General features: G+C 57.1%; 18 protein-coding genes. 12 read left to right on the forward strand and 6 right to left on the reverse strand.

What is annotated here, in order from left to right; all coding sequences use genetic code 11:
- Window positions 1-130 precede the first annotated feature (130 nt).
- Complete coding sequence (locus tag B2R48_RS17580) at window positions 131-421, reverse strand: GIY-YIG nuclease family protein (RefSeq protein ID WP_297003090.1); 291 nt, start codon at window positions 419-421, stop codon at window positions 131-133.
- Window positions 422-639: 218 nt separating this feature from the next.
- Here B2R48_RS17580 and terL point away from each other — a divergent pair, with 218 nt between their 5' ends.
- The 6 genes from terL to B2R48_RS17610 all read left to right on the forward strand — a co-directional run bounded on the left by terL (window position 640) and on the right by B2R48_RS17610 (window position 5,449).
- A complete protein-coding gene (gene terL, locus B2R48_RS17585) occupies window positions 640-2,148 on the forward strand; it encodes a phage terminase large subunit (RefSeq protein ID WP_297003132.1) in 1,509 nt (502 codons plus the stop codon).
- A gap of 286 nt (window positions 2,149-2,434) precedes the next feature.
- Window positions 2,435-2,740 carry a hypothetical protein gene (locus B2R48_RS17590; protein WP_062955633.1) on the forward strand — a complete coding sequence of 102 codons (306 nt, stop codon included), beginning with the start codon at window positions 2,435-2,437 and terminating at the stop codon, window positions 2,738-2,740.
- 139 nt (window positions 2,741-2,879) lie between these two features.
- Entirely contained in the window at window positions 2,880-3,203 is a 324-nt protein-coding gene (locus tag B2R48_RS17595; RefSeq protein WP_062955634.1) for a hypothetical protein, read from the forward strand.
- Window positions 3,200-3,670 carry a cell wall hydrolase gene (locus B2R48_RS17600; RefSeq protein ID WP_297003091.1) on the forward strand — a complete coding sequence of 157 codons (471 nt, stop codon included), beginning with the start codon at window positions 3,200-3,202 and terminating at the stop codon, window positions 3,668-3,670. Before B2R48_RS17595 ends, B2R48_RS17600 begins: the two co-directional genes overlap by 4 nt.
- 11 nt (window positions 3,671-3,681) lie before the next feature.
- Complete coding sequence (locus B2R48_RS17605; RefSeq protein ID WP_297003092.1) at window positions 3,682-4,170, forward strand: 3TM-type holin; 489 nt, start codon at window positions 3,682-3,684, stop codon at window positions 4,168-4,170.
- Between the two features lie 343 nt (window positions 4,171-4,513).
- Window positions 4,514-5,449: a hypothetical protein gene (locus B2R48_RS17610; RefSeq protein ID WP_297003093.1), complete on the forward strand. Its 936-nt coding sequence runs from the start codon at window positions 4,514-4,516 to the stop codon at window positions 5,447-5,449.
- A gap of 110 nt (window positions 5,450-5,559) precedes the next feature.
- Here the strand turns inward: B2R48_RS17610 and B2R48_RS17615 are convergent, their stop codons facing one another.
- The 3 genes from B2R48_RS17615 to B2R48_RS17625 all read right to left on the reverse strand — a co-directional run bounded on the left by B2R48_RS17615 (window position 5,560) and on the right by B2R48_RS17625 (window position 8,241).
- Entirely contained in the window at window positions 5,560-6,876 is a 1,317-nt protein-coding gene (locus tag B2R48_RS17615; RefSeq protein WP_297003094.1) for a type II toxin-antitoxin system HipA family toxin, read from the reverse strand.
- Window positions 6,873-7,133, reverse strand: coding sequence for a helix-turn-helix domain-containing protein (locus B2R48_RS17620; RefSeq protein ID WP_213474731.1), 261 nt, complete (start codon window positions 7,131-7,133; stop codon window positions 6,873-6,875). The genes B2R48_RS17615 and B2R48_RS17620 overlap by 4 nt, the downstream gene beginning before the upstream one ends.
- Before the next feature lie 187 nt (window positions 7,134-7,320).
- Complete coding sequence (locus tag B2R48_RS17625; RefSeq protein ID WP_297003096.1) at window positions 7,321-8,241, reverse strand: PhzF family phenazine biosynthesis protein; 921 nt, start codon at window positions 8,239-8,241, stop codon at window positions 7,321-7,323.
- Window positions 8,242-8,314: 73 nt separating this feature from the next.
- On the opposite strand from B2R48_RS17625, the gene B2R48_RS17630 reads away from it, so the two are divergent.
- Together B2R48_RS17630 and B2R48_RS17635 are read left to right on the forward strand one after the other, a co-directional pair.
- The gene (locus B2R48_RS17630) at window positions 8,315-9,250 is read left to right on the forward strand and encodes a LysR family transcriptional regulator (RefSeq protein ID WP_297003097.1); all 936 of its coding nucleotides are present in this window, start codon (window positions 8,315-8,317) and stop codon (window positions 9,248-9,250) included.
- Window positions 9,251-9,287: 37 nt separating this feature from the next.
- Window positions 9,288-9,647, forward strand: coding sequence for a DUF952 domain-containing protein (locus tag B2R48_RS17635; protein WP_062955643.1), 360 nt, complete (start codon window positions 9,288-9,290; stop codon window positions 9,645-9,647).
- A gap of 364 nt (window positions 9,648-10,011) precedes the next feature.
- Here the strand turns inward: B2R48_RS17635 and B2R48_RS17640 are convergent, their stop codons facing one another.
- Window positions 10,012-10,179 (reverse strand): hypothetical protein, encoded by a 168-nt coding sequence (locus B2R48_RS17640; protein ID WP_297003100.1) that lies wholly within the window; start codon window positions 10,177-10,179, stop codon window positions 10,012-10,014.
- Between the two features lie 156 nt (window positions 10,180-10,335).
- On the opposite strand from B2R48_RS17640, the gene B2R48_RS17645 reads away from it, so the two are divergent.
- A complete protein-coding gene (locus B2R48_RS17645; RefSeq protein ID WP_297003101.1) occupies window positions 10,336-10,929 on the forward strand; it encodes an exopolysaccharide biosynthesis protein in 594 nt (197 codons plus the stop codon).
- 99 nt (window positions 10,930-11,028) lie between these two features.
- On the opposite strand, the gene B2R48_RS17650 is transcribed toward B2R48_RS17645, so the two are convergent.
- Window positions 11,029-12,141, reverse strand: a complete 1,113-nt coding sequence (locus B2R48_RS17650) for an NADH:flavin oxidoreductase (RefSeq protein ID WP_213474735.1) — start codon at window positions 12,139-12,141, stop codon at window positions 11,029-11,031.
- Window positions 12,142-12,310: 169 nt separating this feature from the next.
- Between B2R48_RS17650 and B2R48_RS17655 the strand changes: the two genes are divergently transcribed.
- From B2R48_RS17655 to B2R48_RS17665, 3 genes are all read left to right on the forward strand, one after another.
- Window positions 12,311-12,694 carry a winged helix-turn-helix transcriptional regulator gene (locus B2R48_RS17655; protein ID WP_114129874.1) on the forward strand — a complete coding sequence of 128 codons (384 nt, stop codon included), beginning with the start codon at window positions 12,311-12,313 and terminating at the stop codon, window positions 12,692-12,694.
- Window positions 12,695-12,797: 103 nt separating this feature from the next.
- Window positions 12,798-13,928, forward strand: coding sequence for a quinone-dependent dihydroorotate dehydrogenase (locus tag B2R48_RS17660; protein ID WP_297003105.1), 1,131 nt, complete (start codon window positions 12,798-12,800; stop codon window positions 13,926-13,928).
- Window positions 13,929-14,064: 136 nt separating this feature from the next.
- Window positions 14,065-14,946: a TIGR01459 family HAD-type hydrolase gene (locus B2R48_RS17665; RefSeq protein WP_297003106.1), complete on the forward strand. Its 882-nt coding sequence runs from the start codon at window positions 14,065-14,067 to the stop codon at window positions 14,944-14,946.
- Window positions 14,947-14,965: the final 19 nt, after the last annotated feature.

The raw sequence follows: 14,965 nt of genomic DNA on the forward strand, positions 1-14,965 counted from the left end.
CATCCCCGCGCAGGCGGGGATCCATCTTGCCGTTATGTGCAAGTGTGGGATGGATGCACGTACCCGCCGTTGCGGGCACAGGCTCTTCGCGGGCATGACAAAAAAGGGATGTTGTAGGGAAACGGAGCGCTCACCCATTCAATTGATCGAACAGATCGCGCCAATGCGGATTGTGTTCCTCGATCAAGCGGATTTTCCAGGCGCGCCGCCATTTCTTAATCCGTTTTTCGCGCAGGATGGCATCGGGCATGGTGTCGTGCGGCTCAAAATGGACGAGCTGTTTGATGCCGTATCGTTTGGTGAAACCCGGCACATCACCCATCCGGTGCTGGTGTATGCGCTGGCGCAGATCGCCGGTGACGCCGACATAGAGCGTGCCGTTCGGGCGACTTGCAAGGATGTAAACGAACGCTTGTTTCATGCGGGTAGATTAGCACGGCTTTTGGTTGTGCGGGATCGCTGTTGTGGAGTGCGTTGCTCGGGATCCCCGCCTTCGCGGGGATGACGAATGCCGAGAACTACCCGACCGTCATCCCCGCGAAGGCGGGGATCCATGGTGCAGTTGGTGTGGTGTTTAAGGTGGGTTCCCGCTTTCGCGGGAACGACGTGGTTTATTTTTGGGAGGGCTACGTCTTGGCAGTGCAGCCTTATCTAGCCCGCTTCGCCGAATTCGTCTGGATCTGGGATCAGATGTTGGGGCTCGGCCTGCCTGCCCATCATCGCAAGATGGCCGATTGGCTTGAGGACTGCTGGCAGTCGGGCAAGCGGGAAATGCTTTTGATGGCGTTTCGCAATTCCGGCAAGTCGACACTGGTCGGGTTGTTTTGTGCCTGGTTGCTGTATCGCGATGCCGATATGCGTATTCTGGTGCTGGCCGCCGATCTGGATCTGGCGAAAAAGATGGTGCGCAACGTCAAGCGCGTGATTGAGCGGCATCCGTTGATGGGCGCCCTTTTACCCGACAAGCGGATCGATTGGGGGAGCGAGCGATTTACCGTGGCGCGGACGGCTGTGTTGCGCGATCCGTCCATGCAGGCGGTGGGCATTGGCGGCAACATCACCGGGTCACGCGCCGATATCGTGATTTGCGATGATGTCGAAGTGCCCAAAAACAGCGACACCGCCCATAAACGTGCCGAGCTGCGCGAAAAGCTTGGCGAAATTGCCTATGTGCTGGGGCCAGGCGGTGCGCAGCTTTATGTCGGAACCCCGCACAGCTATTACTCGATCTACGCCCGTGAAGCGCGGACGGAAGTCGGCGAAGTTGCCCCGTTCCTTGACGGTTTTTCACGCTTTGAACTGCCCATCGTCAATAAGGACGGGGCATCGAACTGGCCGGAAAGATTTGATCTGGCCGCGATCAAGTCGATGCGGATCCGCACGCCAGAGCGCAAGTTCCAAAGCCAGATGATGCTTGAAATGGTCGCACCCGTGGCCGGGATGCTCGATCCGGCAAAATTGCGGTTCTACGACGATCAGGCCGAGGTCACGCATGGCAATGGCCGTATGACGCTTCGGATTGGCGGGCGGACCATGGTGGCGAGTGCCTGCCATTTTGATCCAAGTTTCGGGTCGCTTCGCGGTGACGGAGCGGTGGTGGCATGCATTTATATCTGTGATCAGGGGGAATACTGGTTGCAGGATGTCGCATGGCTGCGCGCGGCCAATCCGGGCGATCCGGCCGAAAGCGGTGACATGCCCTGGCGCGACGAAGCCAGTCAGCTTTGTGCGCAGGTGGCCGACTTCATGGCGCGCCATCACTTGCCGTCTGTCCGGGTCGAGACCAATGGCATTGGCCGGTTTTTGCCCAATATCCTTCGGCGTGAACTGAAATCAATCGGATGGGCCGCCAGCGTCGTAGAGCATTATGAAACTACCACCAAAGCCACCCGGATCGAGGACGCCTTTGGCGCGGTGATGGGCGCGAGGTTGTTGCATGTTCATCGCGATGTTTGCCAGACACCGTTCCTGCGCCAGATGCGTGATTGGCATCCCGATGGCAATGGCCCGGATGACGGGCTGGATGCGGTGGCAGGCTGTATTTTGCATGATCCGGTGCGTTTGCCGCGGGTCGATATGCCGGTCAAACGTGCCGATTGGCGGGGGATTGGCGGGATTTTCCGGGCCGAGAGCCACTTCAATCCGTGAGGGAAGAAAAAACTTTCTCACAATGCCAAATGGTTAGCAGGGCTGTGTATCACATTTGTGAAATGTTTATGGAAAATTCAGCTTTGATGCCTACGTTTATTATATGAAAGAATAGTAAGGAATTTTTCTTCCTATACCAAAGTGAGAATTTAAGCCAGCCAAGCAAGGTTGTCGGCGGATCGAAACCGGCACAAGGAAACGGCCAAAGATCATTTGTTGATCCATTTCGCAGTGCAGGAAAACAAGACGTCCATGTGGACGCACCTGACTGTCAGGAGGCCTGACCATGTTGAAAACACTGAGCTTGATCGCTGTGGTGGCAGGTGCCGTTGCAGTAGCAATTCCCCAAGCCTCGGCGTCCCCCGTCTGCGGGGATCGATCCAAGGTGATCGACAGCCTGAGCGCAAAATATTCCGAAGAGCCGGTCGCGGTTGGCGTCACGTCCAATGGTGGCGTGATCGAGGTGCTCAAAGCGCCCGATGGCCAGACATGGACCATCCTGTTTACCTATCCGTCCGGCCCAAGCTGCCTTGTTGCCTCTGGCGAGGCCTGGCAGGACCTTGAAGAAAAGCTGAAGGGCCCGGCAGCGTAGGCGTAACTCTTCTGCCGGCCTCCTGAATGCTCAAACCGCCTGTCCAACCCGTGGGATGTTGCCCCGGGGGAGGGGACGGTGAACTGACCCGCAAGCCATAGGTTTGCGGGTTTTTCTTTGTCTGATTATCGAGGCCCCCATGACCCTGCCTGTGACCCAGTCTGTCGATGTGATCTGGTGGATCACGGCTGTTGAAATCCCTGTTGTCGCCAGCCTGTTCTGGCTGCATTGGCGGATGCGTTCCGAATTGCTGAGCCGCGTGGAACAGCAACGCAGCCGTCAGGACACAGACGTCACCGATCTGCGGGATGGCTTGGCGGCGTTCAAGCTGGATGTCGCGCGCAACTATGTCTCCATCCCCTATCTCAAGGATGTCGAAAAGCGCCTGACCGGCCATTTGCTCCGGATCGAGGCCAAACTCGATACCCCCATCATCCCGACCCAAAAGGATCAGAGCTTATGAATGACACCCAAACCCTGACCAGATCGGCCCCGCTACCGGTAACCGACCCCGATATGCTGTCCGAAGTCGAAGTGCTTGCCCGCACCCTTTATGGCGAAGCGCGCGGCGAGGAACTTGCCGGGATCGAGGCCGTGGCATCGGTCATCCTCAACCGGGTGGCATTTACCAAGCGACGCGGGCGCTATTGGTGGGGCAATGACGTGAAATCTGTCTGCCTGAAACCGGCACAGTTTTCCTGCTGGAACGCCAATGACCCCAACCGCAAGAAACTACTGGCACTCAGCCCGCGTGACCCGGCCTACCGTTTGTGCAAACGCATCGCCAAACGCGCGGTGGCGGGCGATCTTGCCGACCAAACCGACGGTGCCACCCATTATCACACCCATGCGGTGGATCCGTTCTGGGCGCGCGGCCATGTGCCGGTCGCCGAGATCGGAAATCACTTGTTTTACAAAAATATAGGGTAGGGAGGTATCACATGATCCCGGCATTGCTCGCCCAGATCGGCCTGCCGCTTTTGATGAAGGCGGTGGGCGCGGGGCTTGATCATATCGACAACCCGATTGCCAAAACCGCGGCCGAGGGCCTCAAACAGGTGGAGGCGGCTGTGACCAAGGGCGACGTCACCCCCGAACAAATAAGCGCGGCCAACCGCCACACCGAACGCATGGCCGAAATCGAACTGGCGCGTGATACCGAAACGCTCAAATCCGTCAACCGCACCATCCGCGCCGAAGTCGCCAGCGAAGACGCCTTTGTGCGGCGCTGGCGCCCCAGCTTCGGCTACGCCGTCGCACTCACCTGGATCATGACCATGGGCGCCATCGCCTACGCCATCATCCTCACCCCGCTCCAGGCCCCGGCCATCATCGCCGCCCTGGTCAATACCAGCCCGATCTGGGGTATTGCGTTGGGGGTGCTGGGCGTAAGTGTGGTGAAAAGGAGTGCGGATAAAAAGTTGGGATAATCGGGGGGCCGGCCATGTGGCTGCATGGACCCGGCCTTCACAAGTGGGGTGACGGGAGAAAGCACTACGTCATTGTTCCCGTGATACCTGCGAAGGAAGACATCCATCGTTCCGTGGTCATGCGCATAGGTGTCTTTATTTGTCTCTATCGAGAAAATAAATCTGTTCCCCTTTTTCGCCAATGGCATTCTCATTCCTTCAACACAAAGCTTTAGCCGACGAATGGTCGTATGTCGCGGGGCGAAAGCGGCAGATTGAATGCACTCGTGTGCTCATTACTTGCAATATTACGTGAATTAATTTATCTACGTAAGTTATATTATTCACGTAATAGAGGTTAATCATGGAATTTCGCGCACCTACAGTCGCCGCGCAGCAGAACGCCGGGGCGTTCGACTATCTCACGAAAAACCTGAAGGATCCTGAGGTGGGTCGGCGTAGAGTCGAAGAGCTGATTGAGGAGCTGGGCAACGCGGTCGACGTATACCCTGATTGGCATCCGATCCTCACTGCTCCCCCGCGCCACGGATCTGGGCATATCGGGAGCCTCTCCCAGATAGCGACATATGCGGGGGCAGACCATACAACGCAATTCGTGAGGGGGTTTGTGACCTGTCCCTATTCTGAAGAGAGGGCGAATAGGCTCGTAGAGGCGGTGCAGAGTGTAACGGGGCTAGACGCTTATCGGCTAGAGCAACCGCTCTACGCGGACAACGCCCATCCAGTGGTCGTAGTGGCTGACAACGTCGAGTTGGAGGCCGACGGCACCATCAGGAGCAGGGATGCCCTGGCCTGGTTTGTGCAGCTCTCAGCCGCCGAAGCGACTGTTGCGCAGGTGGCGGAGACCTGGTGGAACATCCGCTCTCTCATACTTGGCTGTCCGCACGGATCGCGATCATCTCTTTTCGTGAACCAGCACACCGGTGTGCATATGCGCAAGATCTTGGAGGCCATGAACGCCAGCGGTATGTTCGGCCCGATCAGGGAGTCCTCTCTTGAAATGCTTTCCCAGAAGAAGCGCGACACTATCAGCAATACTCTCATCCGGACCGCTGTGTCGAACTGGGATAGAGAGAGTACATCGTTCAACTTCGAGCTGCGGGGCGAGACGTGTAAGGCGTCGCTAAGTGACACCTGGAACGACAATCATGAGATATCGGTGCGTGTGGAGATCGGACGTTTCGACCTCTACGTCACCGGCTTCTACTATCCCGATGATGACAGGGTCACGCACGTTGATCCCCGCGGCAAGCGCGTGTTGGCCGAGAAGTTTCTATGAGCGTTGAGACCGAAGATGGCTTGCACTATCTCCGAGCCTTATCGTGCTTTGCAAAGTCGGGCATAAAAGGGGACTGTCCTCGTTTATGGTCACCTTCTTGATCCATGGGATCACCCGAGTTTGCGGATCCAAGCTTCACACCGGTTCGACACATCGTCAACGATCAGGTCCAGCCTTGGGCTGTCGGCATCCGTGCCGCGCACTTCATCGCGCAGCGGGGTGATGGTTTCGCGGACTTTCTTTGCCATGGTGAGCAACGCCTTGCGAAGTGCGGTCGGGGAGCTTCCGATCATACGGGCCTGGGCTTCCCAGTGCGACCAGTCCAGTTCGGTCGGGTCAAAGCATCCGCCGATGGATTGGGCGAGGCGGGGGCGCTGGCTTTTGAAGCAATCGCGAAACGCCGCACCATTGTTGACGTCATAGAGCGGACTGATCGCGGTGTGGACATTTGTCGCATTGGCATTTGTCGGGCGTTGCCGATAGATCAGGGAATAGTTCTTGGCGTGCGCATCCGGGTTGCCGATCAGGAAATTGAAAATCACAAACCCAAGCAATTTGGGGATATCGCGCGCCGGGATGGTGGATGCCTGTTTGGTGAGCGTAAACATCGCGGCAAGGTCCGGTCCGCCCTGACGTTCATATTTGACATCCGGATTGACCCCAAGTGCCTGACAGAAATCTTCCTGATGCAGGCGGGTGACGCGGACGCCGTTTGATGTCTGGGCATAGGCGCGGTCAAAGCGGGTGACGAACAGGACAGGGCGATCATTAAACAGGCGGATTTTGGTGTGCGCGGCATCAAGGCCGATCTTGCGCGCAAGCTTCATGCAGAAATGCTCGGTCCGGGTAGAGTCCGGCAGGCGTTCGATGTCGATCTTGAGGATATGGGTACTTGGATATCCGCCAAACGGCAGGGAGATTTCCTGTGTGGCTGGATCGATATAAACCGCAGCCTTGTCATTCACCCCGGCCAGTGACAGGACAACTTCATCCTCTTCGATGAAAAGCGGTCTTTGGGGCAGCTCGGCAATGCGTTTGGCAAGATCATCGGTCGAGATCGCCGAAAGGTGGGCATCAGGTTGCAGGGGGCTTTTTGCCTGATCGGGATGGATCAGCATCAAGGCCCCGGCGCAATCGCGCCCGATATGTTCGAGAATGCCAAACTCGTCCGTCGGGGCGACATCAAACAATGCTGCTATCTGGCGGCGGACATCCTTTTTATCGGGTAAAAGCCCGTCAAAGAACGGTTCAATGGCCTGATGGTCAAACGCACCATCCCGCAGCGGAATGCTTTGCGAAACCGGATAGGCCGCAGGGCTTGCAAGCCATTCCGGGTCATAGTCAAACGACATATAGCCGCGTGCATCGGCGCGCAAAACGCCAACCCGGTCGCGGCCATTGGCAAGGACCAGAAGGGTTTTGGTCATGCCGTGCCCCCGTCCGTTTGGCCGGGGTCGGGTTCGGATGACATATCCGACCAGTCCAGCATCACCTGACCGCCAAGGGCACGGGTGATATCCAGAATATTGGCAAAGCCCGGATTGTCGGCCTTGCCGGTTTCAAGCTGGCTGAGGAACTTGATGCTAAGCCCCGTGGCAAGCGCCAGATCGGTTTGCGACAGGCCAAGCGCCTTGCGGGCCTTGCGGATTTCCGGGCCAAGCTGGTCCATGCGGGTGATGTGCACGGCATCCTCCAAATTTACCTATCGGTAAATTTAGGGGGGTTTGCTGTGAATGTAAAGTCAAGTTTACCTATAAGTAAAATTCGGTGATTGAGGCCCGATTTTTAGCCATATTTTACTTATGGGTAAAATATGGCGCTCCTGCGAATTTACAGAAGCGCCAAACTCTGGTCCTGACACCACTCCGTGCTTACAGCGCAATCTCAAGGTTTTTCATCACCTTGCCCTGACCGCCTGCCAGAAGGCCGGTGATGCGGTCGTCTTTGAGGTCCAGCGTGACCTTGATTTCGCTTGGCGAGGGTTCGGTCATGAATTCGCCCTGGGCGATCAGGAAGCTGTCCTTTTTGATGTCCAGCAGGTCATGAAGAACGCAGGCCAGCGGCCCGGCGGCCATGCCGGTGGCGGCTTCCTCGGTGATGCCATAGCGCGGGGCGAACATGCGGGTGGTGGCGTCAATGCCTGCGTCGTCTGCGCCACCGGTTTCGGTGGTGAAGATGTAATAGCCGATCAGGTCCAGTTTCTCACTAATCGCGTTGATGGCGTCCTGATCGGGCGTGATGTTGGCGAGCGTCGCCTGATCTTTCACCGCGATGACGATGAAATTATTGCCCGTGTTGACCAGCACCGGGCGGGCGCGGTCATCGAGATCATCCGACGTGATCGCAAGCGATTTCAGGACATCACAGAGCGTGACACCCTGATCAACCCACTTGCTGGCCGGGGTGTAGGTCGGGGCCAGTTGCTCCATATAGGCCATGCCGTGATCAAGGATGATCTTGCGCGGGCCATCGACGGTTTCCTTTGATGTCTCGCCATCACCAAAACGTTCCAGTGCGGCAAGATAGGAGAATGTAGCGATGGTCGCATGGCCGCAATGGGCGATGCGTTTGGTCGGGGTAAAGAAATCAAGCTTGATGCCGCAGGTCTCGGATTTCGAGACAAAGGCGGTTTCGGAAAGCCCGACTTTCTGGGCAATCAACAGCTTTTGTGAGTCGCTGTATTGGTCGGCATCCAGCACGACACCGGCCGGGTTGCCGCCCTGGCCATTTTTTACAAACGCATTGACGATCTGCACCGGGACGGTTTGGGTATTTTCTTGAGATGTACTCATGACTCTACTCCTGTTAAAATCTCTGTTGAGGCTGTTTTAATAAATCTCACAGGAATTCTGGACTCATATATAGATGAAGAAATCTCATGAAATGTCGCGAGACGACCTGATCGGACGGGTGAGCCCCCTGGCCCCGGTGTTGGCCGCGATTGCGCGTGAAAACAGTTTCAGCAAGGCGGCCGAGAAGCTGGGTGTGCATCAATCGGCCATCAGTCACCGGATTACCCAGCTTGAAGAGGCGTTTGGCTTCGCGTTGTTTGAACGCACCACACGCCAGATCACGCCGACCGAATATGGCCGGGTGCTGTGTGCGGCGGCAATTGAAACGGTGGGCGTCTGGGATGGGGCGTTTGATCGGCTGGAAAAATTTCGGACAGAAGGCACAGTACGCCTGTCGGTGGCATCTGCACTGGCGATGAAATGGGTGTTGCCCAATCTGGCGGGTGCCCAGCAAGCGGGGCTTGAGATTGCCTTGGATGTCAATGACCGGCCAGTGGATTTCAGTGCGGGCACGATTGATGCCGCCATTCGCTTTGGTGCCGGGCCGTATCCCGGTTTGCATTCCAGCTTGCTTAAAAAGGCCGCGATCATGCCGGTCGCCCGTCCGGGCTATGTCGCCGAGGGCAGGGGGCTTGAAGACATTCTTGGCGATCCTGACGTTACCTTGCTCAAGGATGCCGTGGGGGAGCGTGATGGCACCGATTTCAGCTGGGGCTATTATTGTGCGAAGTCCGGGGTCAACCTTGATGCGGATGTCAATCTTGATGCGGATCGCACGGCATTGGCCTTTGATCGTGCCGATCTGGTGTTGCAGGCCGCAATCAATGGCATGGGCATCGGGCTTGGCCGCACCCTTCTGATCGAAGGTGATATCGGGCAAGGATTCCTTGAGGCGGTTGGTCCCGCTGTTGCGATGAAATCGGCCTATTGGCTGGTTTGCAGTCCTGAATTTGCCAAGACGGAGCGCCATGCGAAACTTCTGGGCTGGCTTAAAGATCAGATGAAATAGGCTTGCCGTTTTGGTTGCGTCTGCCTAAATTCCCGCCATGACAAATACAACTGATGACATGATCTATCGCGTACTGGGTTCGGATGAATGGGCAGAGGCCCTTAGTGCCGGACAATATGACGGTGCGCCGCACGATATCGCCGATGGCTTTATCCATTTCTCGACCCAGGACACGCTGGCGGCAACTTTGGCCCTGCATTACAAGGGGCGGGATCATTTGAAGCTTTTGCGCGTTCCGGTCGCGCCAATCGAAGCAAAGCTGAAATGGGAACCGGCCCGTGGCGGTACACTGTTCCCGCATCTTTATGACGTGCTGTCGGTCGAGCACGTCACCAAGGTTGATGACATTCGCCTTGATGAAAACGGTGTGCACATCCTGCCCGAAGACCTGCGTTGATCTGCGCCAGCCCCGCCGCGACGCGCCGGACTTAAATCCCGCGCGGTTTCCACAGATATAAACGCCCGCCGCCCTTCTTGGTGCCGGTATCAATCACGCCGGGGAATTTCCCGGCGCGCACGGCGTTAGGCTCAGGGCCTATTGATTTTGTCTGAATGGCAGACGTTATATTTGTGAAATCCAAGGAAAATCCCGCCGGGCGGGCTGGTATCCCGGCCAAGGGGTTTGACGCAGGAAGTTGCAAATATAACGTCTGTCCTTCGGATTCTCCGGATTTGCACGGGCTACTTTGTCGCAAAACCTTGAAAGATTCATATCTTCCTGCGGCTTTGCTTCGCGTATCCGCACAAATCCGGAGAACCATTCAAACAAAATTAATAGGTCCTGAGCCTGGAAACGCATGGCCAAGTTTGACCTTGTCGCCGATATAAAGTCCATCCCAGTCAGGCCCGAAGATTTCATGGAAATGAAACGGGCCGGGGCTTCGCGCGGCGAGGGTTGCTTTCAGTTTATCGATATCAAGTTGTGGCATCGGGTGATCGAACCATAATCGCGGGCCTTATGCATTGTTCTGGCGCAATTGGTTGGAAACAACCGGGGGCGTCAGGCGTTTTGACACCATGTACAATACTTCCAGTTATAATCGCCCCGTCGATGCCCGCCCTACTGACAGCCGAAAGTGCAGGTGATGGCAGATCATCAGAACTCATCCGTGCAGGAGATTGTTGCGCGGATCGGCAAACGCGCGGCCGGTGACCAATGCATCTCCGTCGGGGATATCGTTGCCGAGCTGGGTCAACGCAGTCAGGGGCCGTTTCTGTTGGTGCCGGGTTTGATTGGCATGTCACCGATATCGGGTATTCCGCTGGTGCCGGCCTTGCTTGCCCTGCTCATTGCTGTGTTTTCCCTGCAAATCATCATTGGGCGCAGTTATTTGTGGCTGCCCGACGTTTTGGCAAAGCGCACGCTTGATGGCGACAAGGTCTGTGCGGGACTGGATCGGATTGATCCGGTGGCCGCACGCATGGATCGCTGGTTTGGTGGCCGGTTTGAACGGCTTAGCAGTGGTATTGCCGTTCGCGTCGCAGCGCTCATGTGTTTGCTGTTGTCGCTTTTTGTGCCGGTGTTCGAACTGGTACCCTTTGCCGGTGTCGCCCCGATGACAGCGATTGCCGCCTTCGGTCTGGCCATCCTTGTCAGTGACGGGCTTTTGATGCTCGCTGCCCTTGGTCTGACAGCCGGGACCGTGATTTTCCTGTTTCAGATTATCTCGCAGGTTTGAGGTCGCAGATAAATCTGGTGTCCAATGTCAAACAGCCCGCCGGGGAAGTGGCGGGCTGTTTTTGCGTGGCACAACAGGGGGGGGGATGGTGTAGCGGACCTACACCAGTTCTGCCAGCGCAGAGGGGTTGAAGTCTTCGAGCTTGTCAAAGGCGCCGCTTTTGACCTTGCTTGGCCACTGGGCATCGGTGATCAGCGCACGGCCAACCGCGATCAGATCAAACTCGTTCTTTTCCATGCGCTCGATCAGGTCATCGAGGCTGGATTTTTCGGAGGCTTCGCCGGAAAACGCGCCGATGAAGTCCGATGACAGACCGACAGAGCCGACCGAAATCGTTGGCGCGCCGGTCAGCTTCTTGGCCCAACCGGCAAAGTTCAGGCCCTTTTCACCATCAATTTCGGGGAATTCCGGTTCCCAGAAACGGCGTTGCGATGCGTGGATGATATCGACGCCAGCCTCAACCAGCGGGGCAAGCCAGGACGTCATTTCATCAGGCGTTGTCGCAAGCCGGGCGGTAAAGTCCTGCTGTTTCCATTGGCTGACACGCAGGATGATCGGGAAGTCCGGGCCCACGGCCGCCCGCATGGCCGCAACCACTTCGCGCGCAAAGGTGGCGCGTTCGGCAATGGTCTTGCCGCCAAAACGATCGGTGCGCAGATTGGTGCCCGACCAGAAGAACTGATCAATCAGATAGCCGTGCGCGCCATGGATTTCAAAGGTATCAAACCCGGCATTCTTGGCATCAAGGGCTGCCTTGGCAAAGGCCGCGATGGTATCAGCAATGTCCGCATCGCTCATGGTATTGCCGCGCGGATCATCCGGGCCGACAAGGCCCGACGGGCTTTCGACCGGCGCATCCGGTTCCCACCCATCGGGCGTCCGGGTCGATCCGGTATGCCAGATCTGCGGGCCCATTTTACCACCAGCACCATGCACGGCATCGGCGACGGCCTTCCACCCGGCCATGGCAGCGTCGCCATGGAAGAACGGAATACCCGGCAGGTTGCGCGACGCCGGGCGATCAACCACGGTGCCCTCCGACAGGATCAGGCCAACGCCGCCTTCTGCGCGCTTGCGGTAATATTCGGCGTTGATCGCGCCCGGAATACCGTTTTCGGCCATGGAGCGGGTCATCGGCGCCATCACGATGCGGTTGGGCAGTTCCAGCGTTTTCAGTTTGAACGGCTGAAACAGAATATCTGTATTCGTCATCACGGAAGTCTCCGGTTCATGAAAGTCTATGATGGCAACTAGATATATGTTATATACTTGGTGTCAATCAGGCACCTTGAGGTAACCAGGTATACTCAAGGAAACTGCACACCGCCGGTTGAGGCTGTATCAGCGGGGCGCAGATGAAGCGTTTTGGAAGGATCCGGCCATGGAAATGAAAGAATGTTCAATCAAGGAATTCCGGCAGGATTGCCCGTGCCGGGGCCTGTTTGACCAGATTGCCGATAAATGGTCGATGATGATTTTGGCCGTGCTGGCCGACGGGCCGCTGCGGTTCAATGCGATCAAGCGCGGGCTTGAAGGCATCACGCAAAAGGCCCTGACCCAGACCCTGCGCAAGCTTGAACGCAACGGGATTATCTCGCGCAATGTCATTGCGACATCGCCCGTGGCTGTCGAATATGAAATCACCCCGCTTGGCAGAACCCTGATCGGGCCGTTCAAGGCGCTTTATCTTTGGACAAAGGAAAAGATGCCCGAAGTCGAAGCCGCGCGCGCCGCATTCGATGAACGCATGAACGAAAATGCATGACATGACGTGCCCGATTACAGCGAATTCCCGCTATTGATCCTTGCCCAATCGCAGTCGTGCGCGTAAGAAAAGGGCATGTCTTTTCAAGCACGGAGTGTGACGCGTGGGGTGGTATAAGTCACTGGTTTTGCCGATTGTCCGCTGGATCGATGCCGAGACCGCCCATGGTCTGGCCATCTGGGCATTGAAAAACAATCTGGTGCCGCGCGATGATGACGCGACGGACGCCAGCCCGATCCTTGAGACCGAGGTGTTCGGGCGTAAATTCGCCAACCCGGTCGGGCTTGCCGCAGGTTTTGATAAAAACGGCGAAGTCCCCAATCAGATGCTGGCGCACGGGTTTGGCTTTGTTGAAATCGGTTCTGTCACACCACTGCCGCAACCGGGCAACCCGAAACCCCGTCTTTTCCGGCTTTATTCCGACCGCGCGGTGATCAACCGCATGGGCTTTAATAATGACGGGGCCGAGGTCGTGGCCAATCGCCTGCGCAAACGCGCACGGCGGGGTATTCTTGGCGCCAACCTTGGCAAAAACAAATATTCCGATGACGCGGCCGATGATTACGCCAAGGGGGTCGAGGCGCTTGGTCCCTATGCTGATTATCTTGTCGTCAATGTGTCTTCGCCCAATACGCCGGGCCTTCGCGCCCTTCAGGGCCGCGCCCCGCTTGAAAAGCTGCTTAAGGCCGTGATCAAAGCGCGGAATTCCTTTGCCAAGGGCGTGCCGGTGTTGCTTAAGGTCGCACCCGATTTGACCGAGGAAGACAAATCCGACATCGCGGCTGTAGTCACCAAGGTCAAGCTGAATGGCATGATCGTATCAAACACCACGATTGATCGGCCGGTCGGGCTTAATTCCTATGATCAGGATGAAAAGGGTGGCCTTTCCGGCCCGCCTTTGATGGCACCATCGACCAAGGTTCTGGCTGATTTTTACCGTCTGACCGAGGGCAAGGTGCCCCTGATCGGTGTCGGCGGGATTGCATCGGGCAAGGATGCCTATGAAAAGATCCTGAACGGCGCATCGCTGGTGCAGCTTTATTCGTCGCTGGTTTATCACGGTGTGGAACTGGTGACCGAGATCAAGGAAGACCTGTCGCGGCGCCTGCGCAAGGATGGCTTTGCCAATGTGTCCGACGCGGTCGGGGCGGCCTTCCCGGACATTTCGGGCAAGAGCATCCCGGTGGACGAGGCGCGCGCCGCGCGCGAGGCCGAGGCCGCCAAGAAAGACTGAGCTTAAAGATCGAGCTTGTGGTGCGAGATCCCCGTTTTCGCGGGGATGACGGTACCAATCCAGCAAATTGTCATTCCCGCGCGGGCGGGAATCTCGACCCGCATCTCGCAGGTATCAAATTGAAACGGATATACGCATGCAAACCGCCTCCTATGAAATGATCAATGGCCTGTCCGAGGTGATTGGCAAATATGATGCCGTGATCCTTGATTTGTGGGGCGTGGTGCATGACGGGGTCACACCCTATCCGAACTCGATTGCCGCGATGACAGCCCTTAAGGAAGCGGGCATTCCGGTTGCGCTTCTGTCCAACGCCCCGCGTCGTTCCTCGGTCGTGGTCAAGCGGATGGAAGATATGGGCATTTCGCGTGATTTGTATGGTCCCGCAGTCGCATCGGGCGAGGTCGCCTATGCCCAGCTGGTTGCACGCAGCGATCCCTGGTACGCCAAGCTCGGGCGCAAGGTCCTGATGGTCGGGCCGGTGCGTGACATGTCGATGTTTGAAAATCAGGATGTCGAAATTGTCACCGAAGTGGCTGATGCCGACTGGGTTCTGGTTACCGGCCCGAATGATGATCATGATCCGGTTTCAAAATACGAGGACCTTCTGCATTCACTGCTTGCCCGCGACCTGCCGGTGCTGTGCCCGAACCCGGACCGTGAAGTGATCCGCGGTGGCAACCGCATCATCTGTGCCGGTGCGATTGCCGGACGCTATGAAGAACTGGGTGGCAATGTCCGCTGGGAAGGCAAGCCACTGGCAAGTGCCTATGACTTCTGCCTACAGATGTTTGACAAGGGCCCGGACGCCAAACTTCTGGTGGTAGGTGACAGCATCTCGACCGATATTGCCGGATCAAATAATGCCGGTCTCGACGTCGCCCTCGTCACCGGCGGCATTCACGCTGATGAACTCGGCGCGCCGCGCGGTACGCTTCCGGAACGGGGAAAGCTTGATGCGCTGCTGGCCGCCACCGGCCGACACATCACCTATGCGATGGGGGATTTCTGCTGGTAATCAGCAGCCCCGATTTTGG

This window comes from Thalassospira sp. UBA848 (genome assembly GCF_002295455.1).
Taxonomy (GTDB): Bacteria; Pseudomonadota; Alphaproteobacteria; order Rhodospirillales; family Thalassospiraceae; genus Thalassospira.

Excerpts from the sequence above, each read along its gene's own strand:
- B2R48_RS17605 (WP_297003092.1), top strand. The coding sequence starts at position 3,682 with ATGATCCCGGCATTGCTCGCCCAGATCGGCCTGCCGCTTTTGATGAAG.
- B2R48_RS17640 (WP_297003100.1), bottom strand. The coding sequence starts at position 10,179 with ATGCCACAACTTGATATCGATAAACTGAAAGCAACCCTCGCCGCGCGA.
- B2R48_RS17610 (WP_297003093.1), top strand. The coding sequence starts at position 4,514 with ATGGAATTTCGCGCACCTACAGTCGCCGCGCAGCAGAACGCCGGGGCG.
- B2R48_RS17635 (WP_062955643.1), top strand. The coding sequence starts at position 9,288 with ATGACAAATACAACTGATGACATGATCTATCGCGTACTGGGTTCGGAT.
- B2R48_RS17615 (WP_297003094.1), bottom strand. The coding sequence starts at position 6,876 with ATGACCAAAACCCTTCTGGTCCTTGCCAATGGCCGCGACCGGGTTGGC.
- B2R48_RS17625 (WP_297003096.1), bottom strand. The coding sequence starts at position 8,241 with ATGAGTACATCTCAAGAAAATACCCAAACCGTCCCGGTGCAGATCGTC.
- B2R48_RS17595 (WP_062955634.1), top strand. The coding sequence starts at position 2,880 with ATGACCCTGCCTGTGACCCAGTCTGTCGATGTGATCTGGTGGATCACG.
- B2R48_RS17650 (WP_213474735.1), bottom strand. The coding sequence starts at position 12,141 with ATGACGAATACAGATATTCTGTTTCAGCCGTTCAAACTGAAAACGCTG.
- B2R48_RS17655 (WP_114129874.1), top strand. The coding sequence starts at position 12,311 with ATGGAAATGAAAGAATGTTCAATCAAGGAATTCCGGCAGGATTGCCCG.
- B2R48_RS17600 (WP_297003091.1), top strand. The coding sequence starts at position 3,200 with ATGAATGACACCCAAACCCTGACCAGATCGGCCCCGCTACCGGTAACC.
- B2R48_RS17645 (WP_297003101.1), top strand. The coding sequence starts at position 10,336 with ATGGCAGATCATCAGAACTCATCCGTGCAGGAGATTGTTGCGCGGATC.
- B2R48_RS17580 (WP_297003090.1), bottom strand. The coding sequence starts at position 421 with ATGAAACAAGCGTTCGTTTACATCCTTGCAAGTCGCCCGAACGGCACG.
- B2R48_RS17590 (WP_062955633.1), top strand. The coding sequence starts at position 2,435 with ATGTTGAAAACACTGAGCTTGATCGCTGTGGTGGCAGGTGCCGTTGCA.
- B2R48_RS17665 (WP_297003106.1), top strand. The coding sequence starts at position 14,065 with ATGCAAACCGCCTCCTATGAAATGATCAATGGCCTGTCCGAGGTGATT.
- B2R48_RS17630 (WP_297003097.1), top strand. The coding sequence starts at position 8,315 with ATGAAGAAATCTCATGAAATGTCGCGAGACGACCTGATCGGACGGGTG.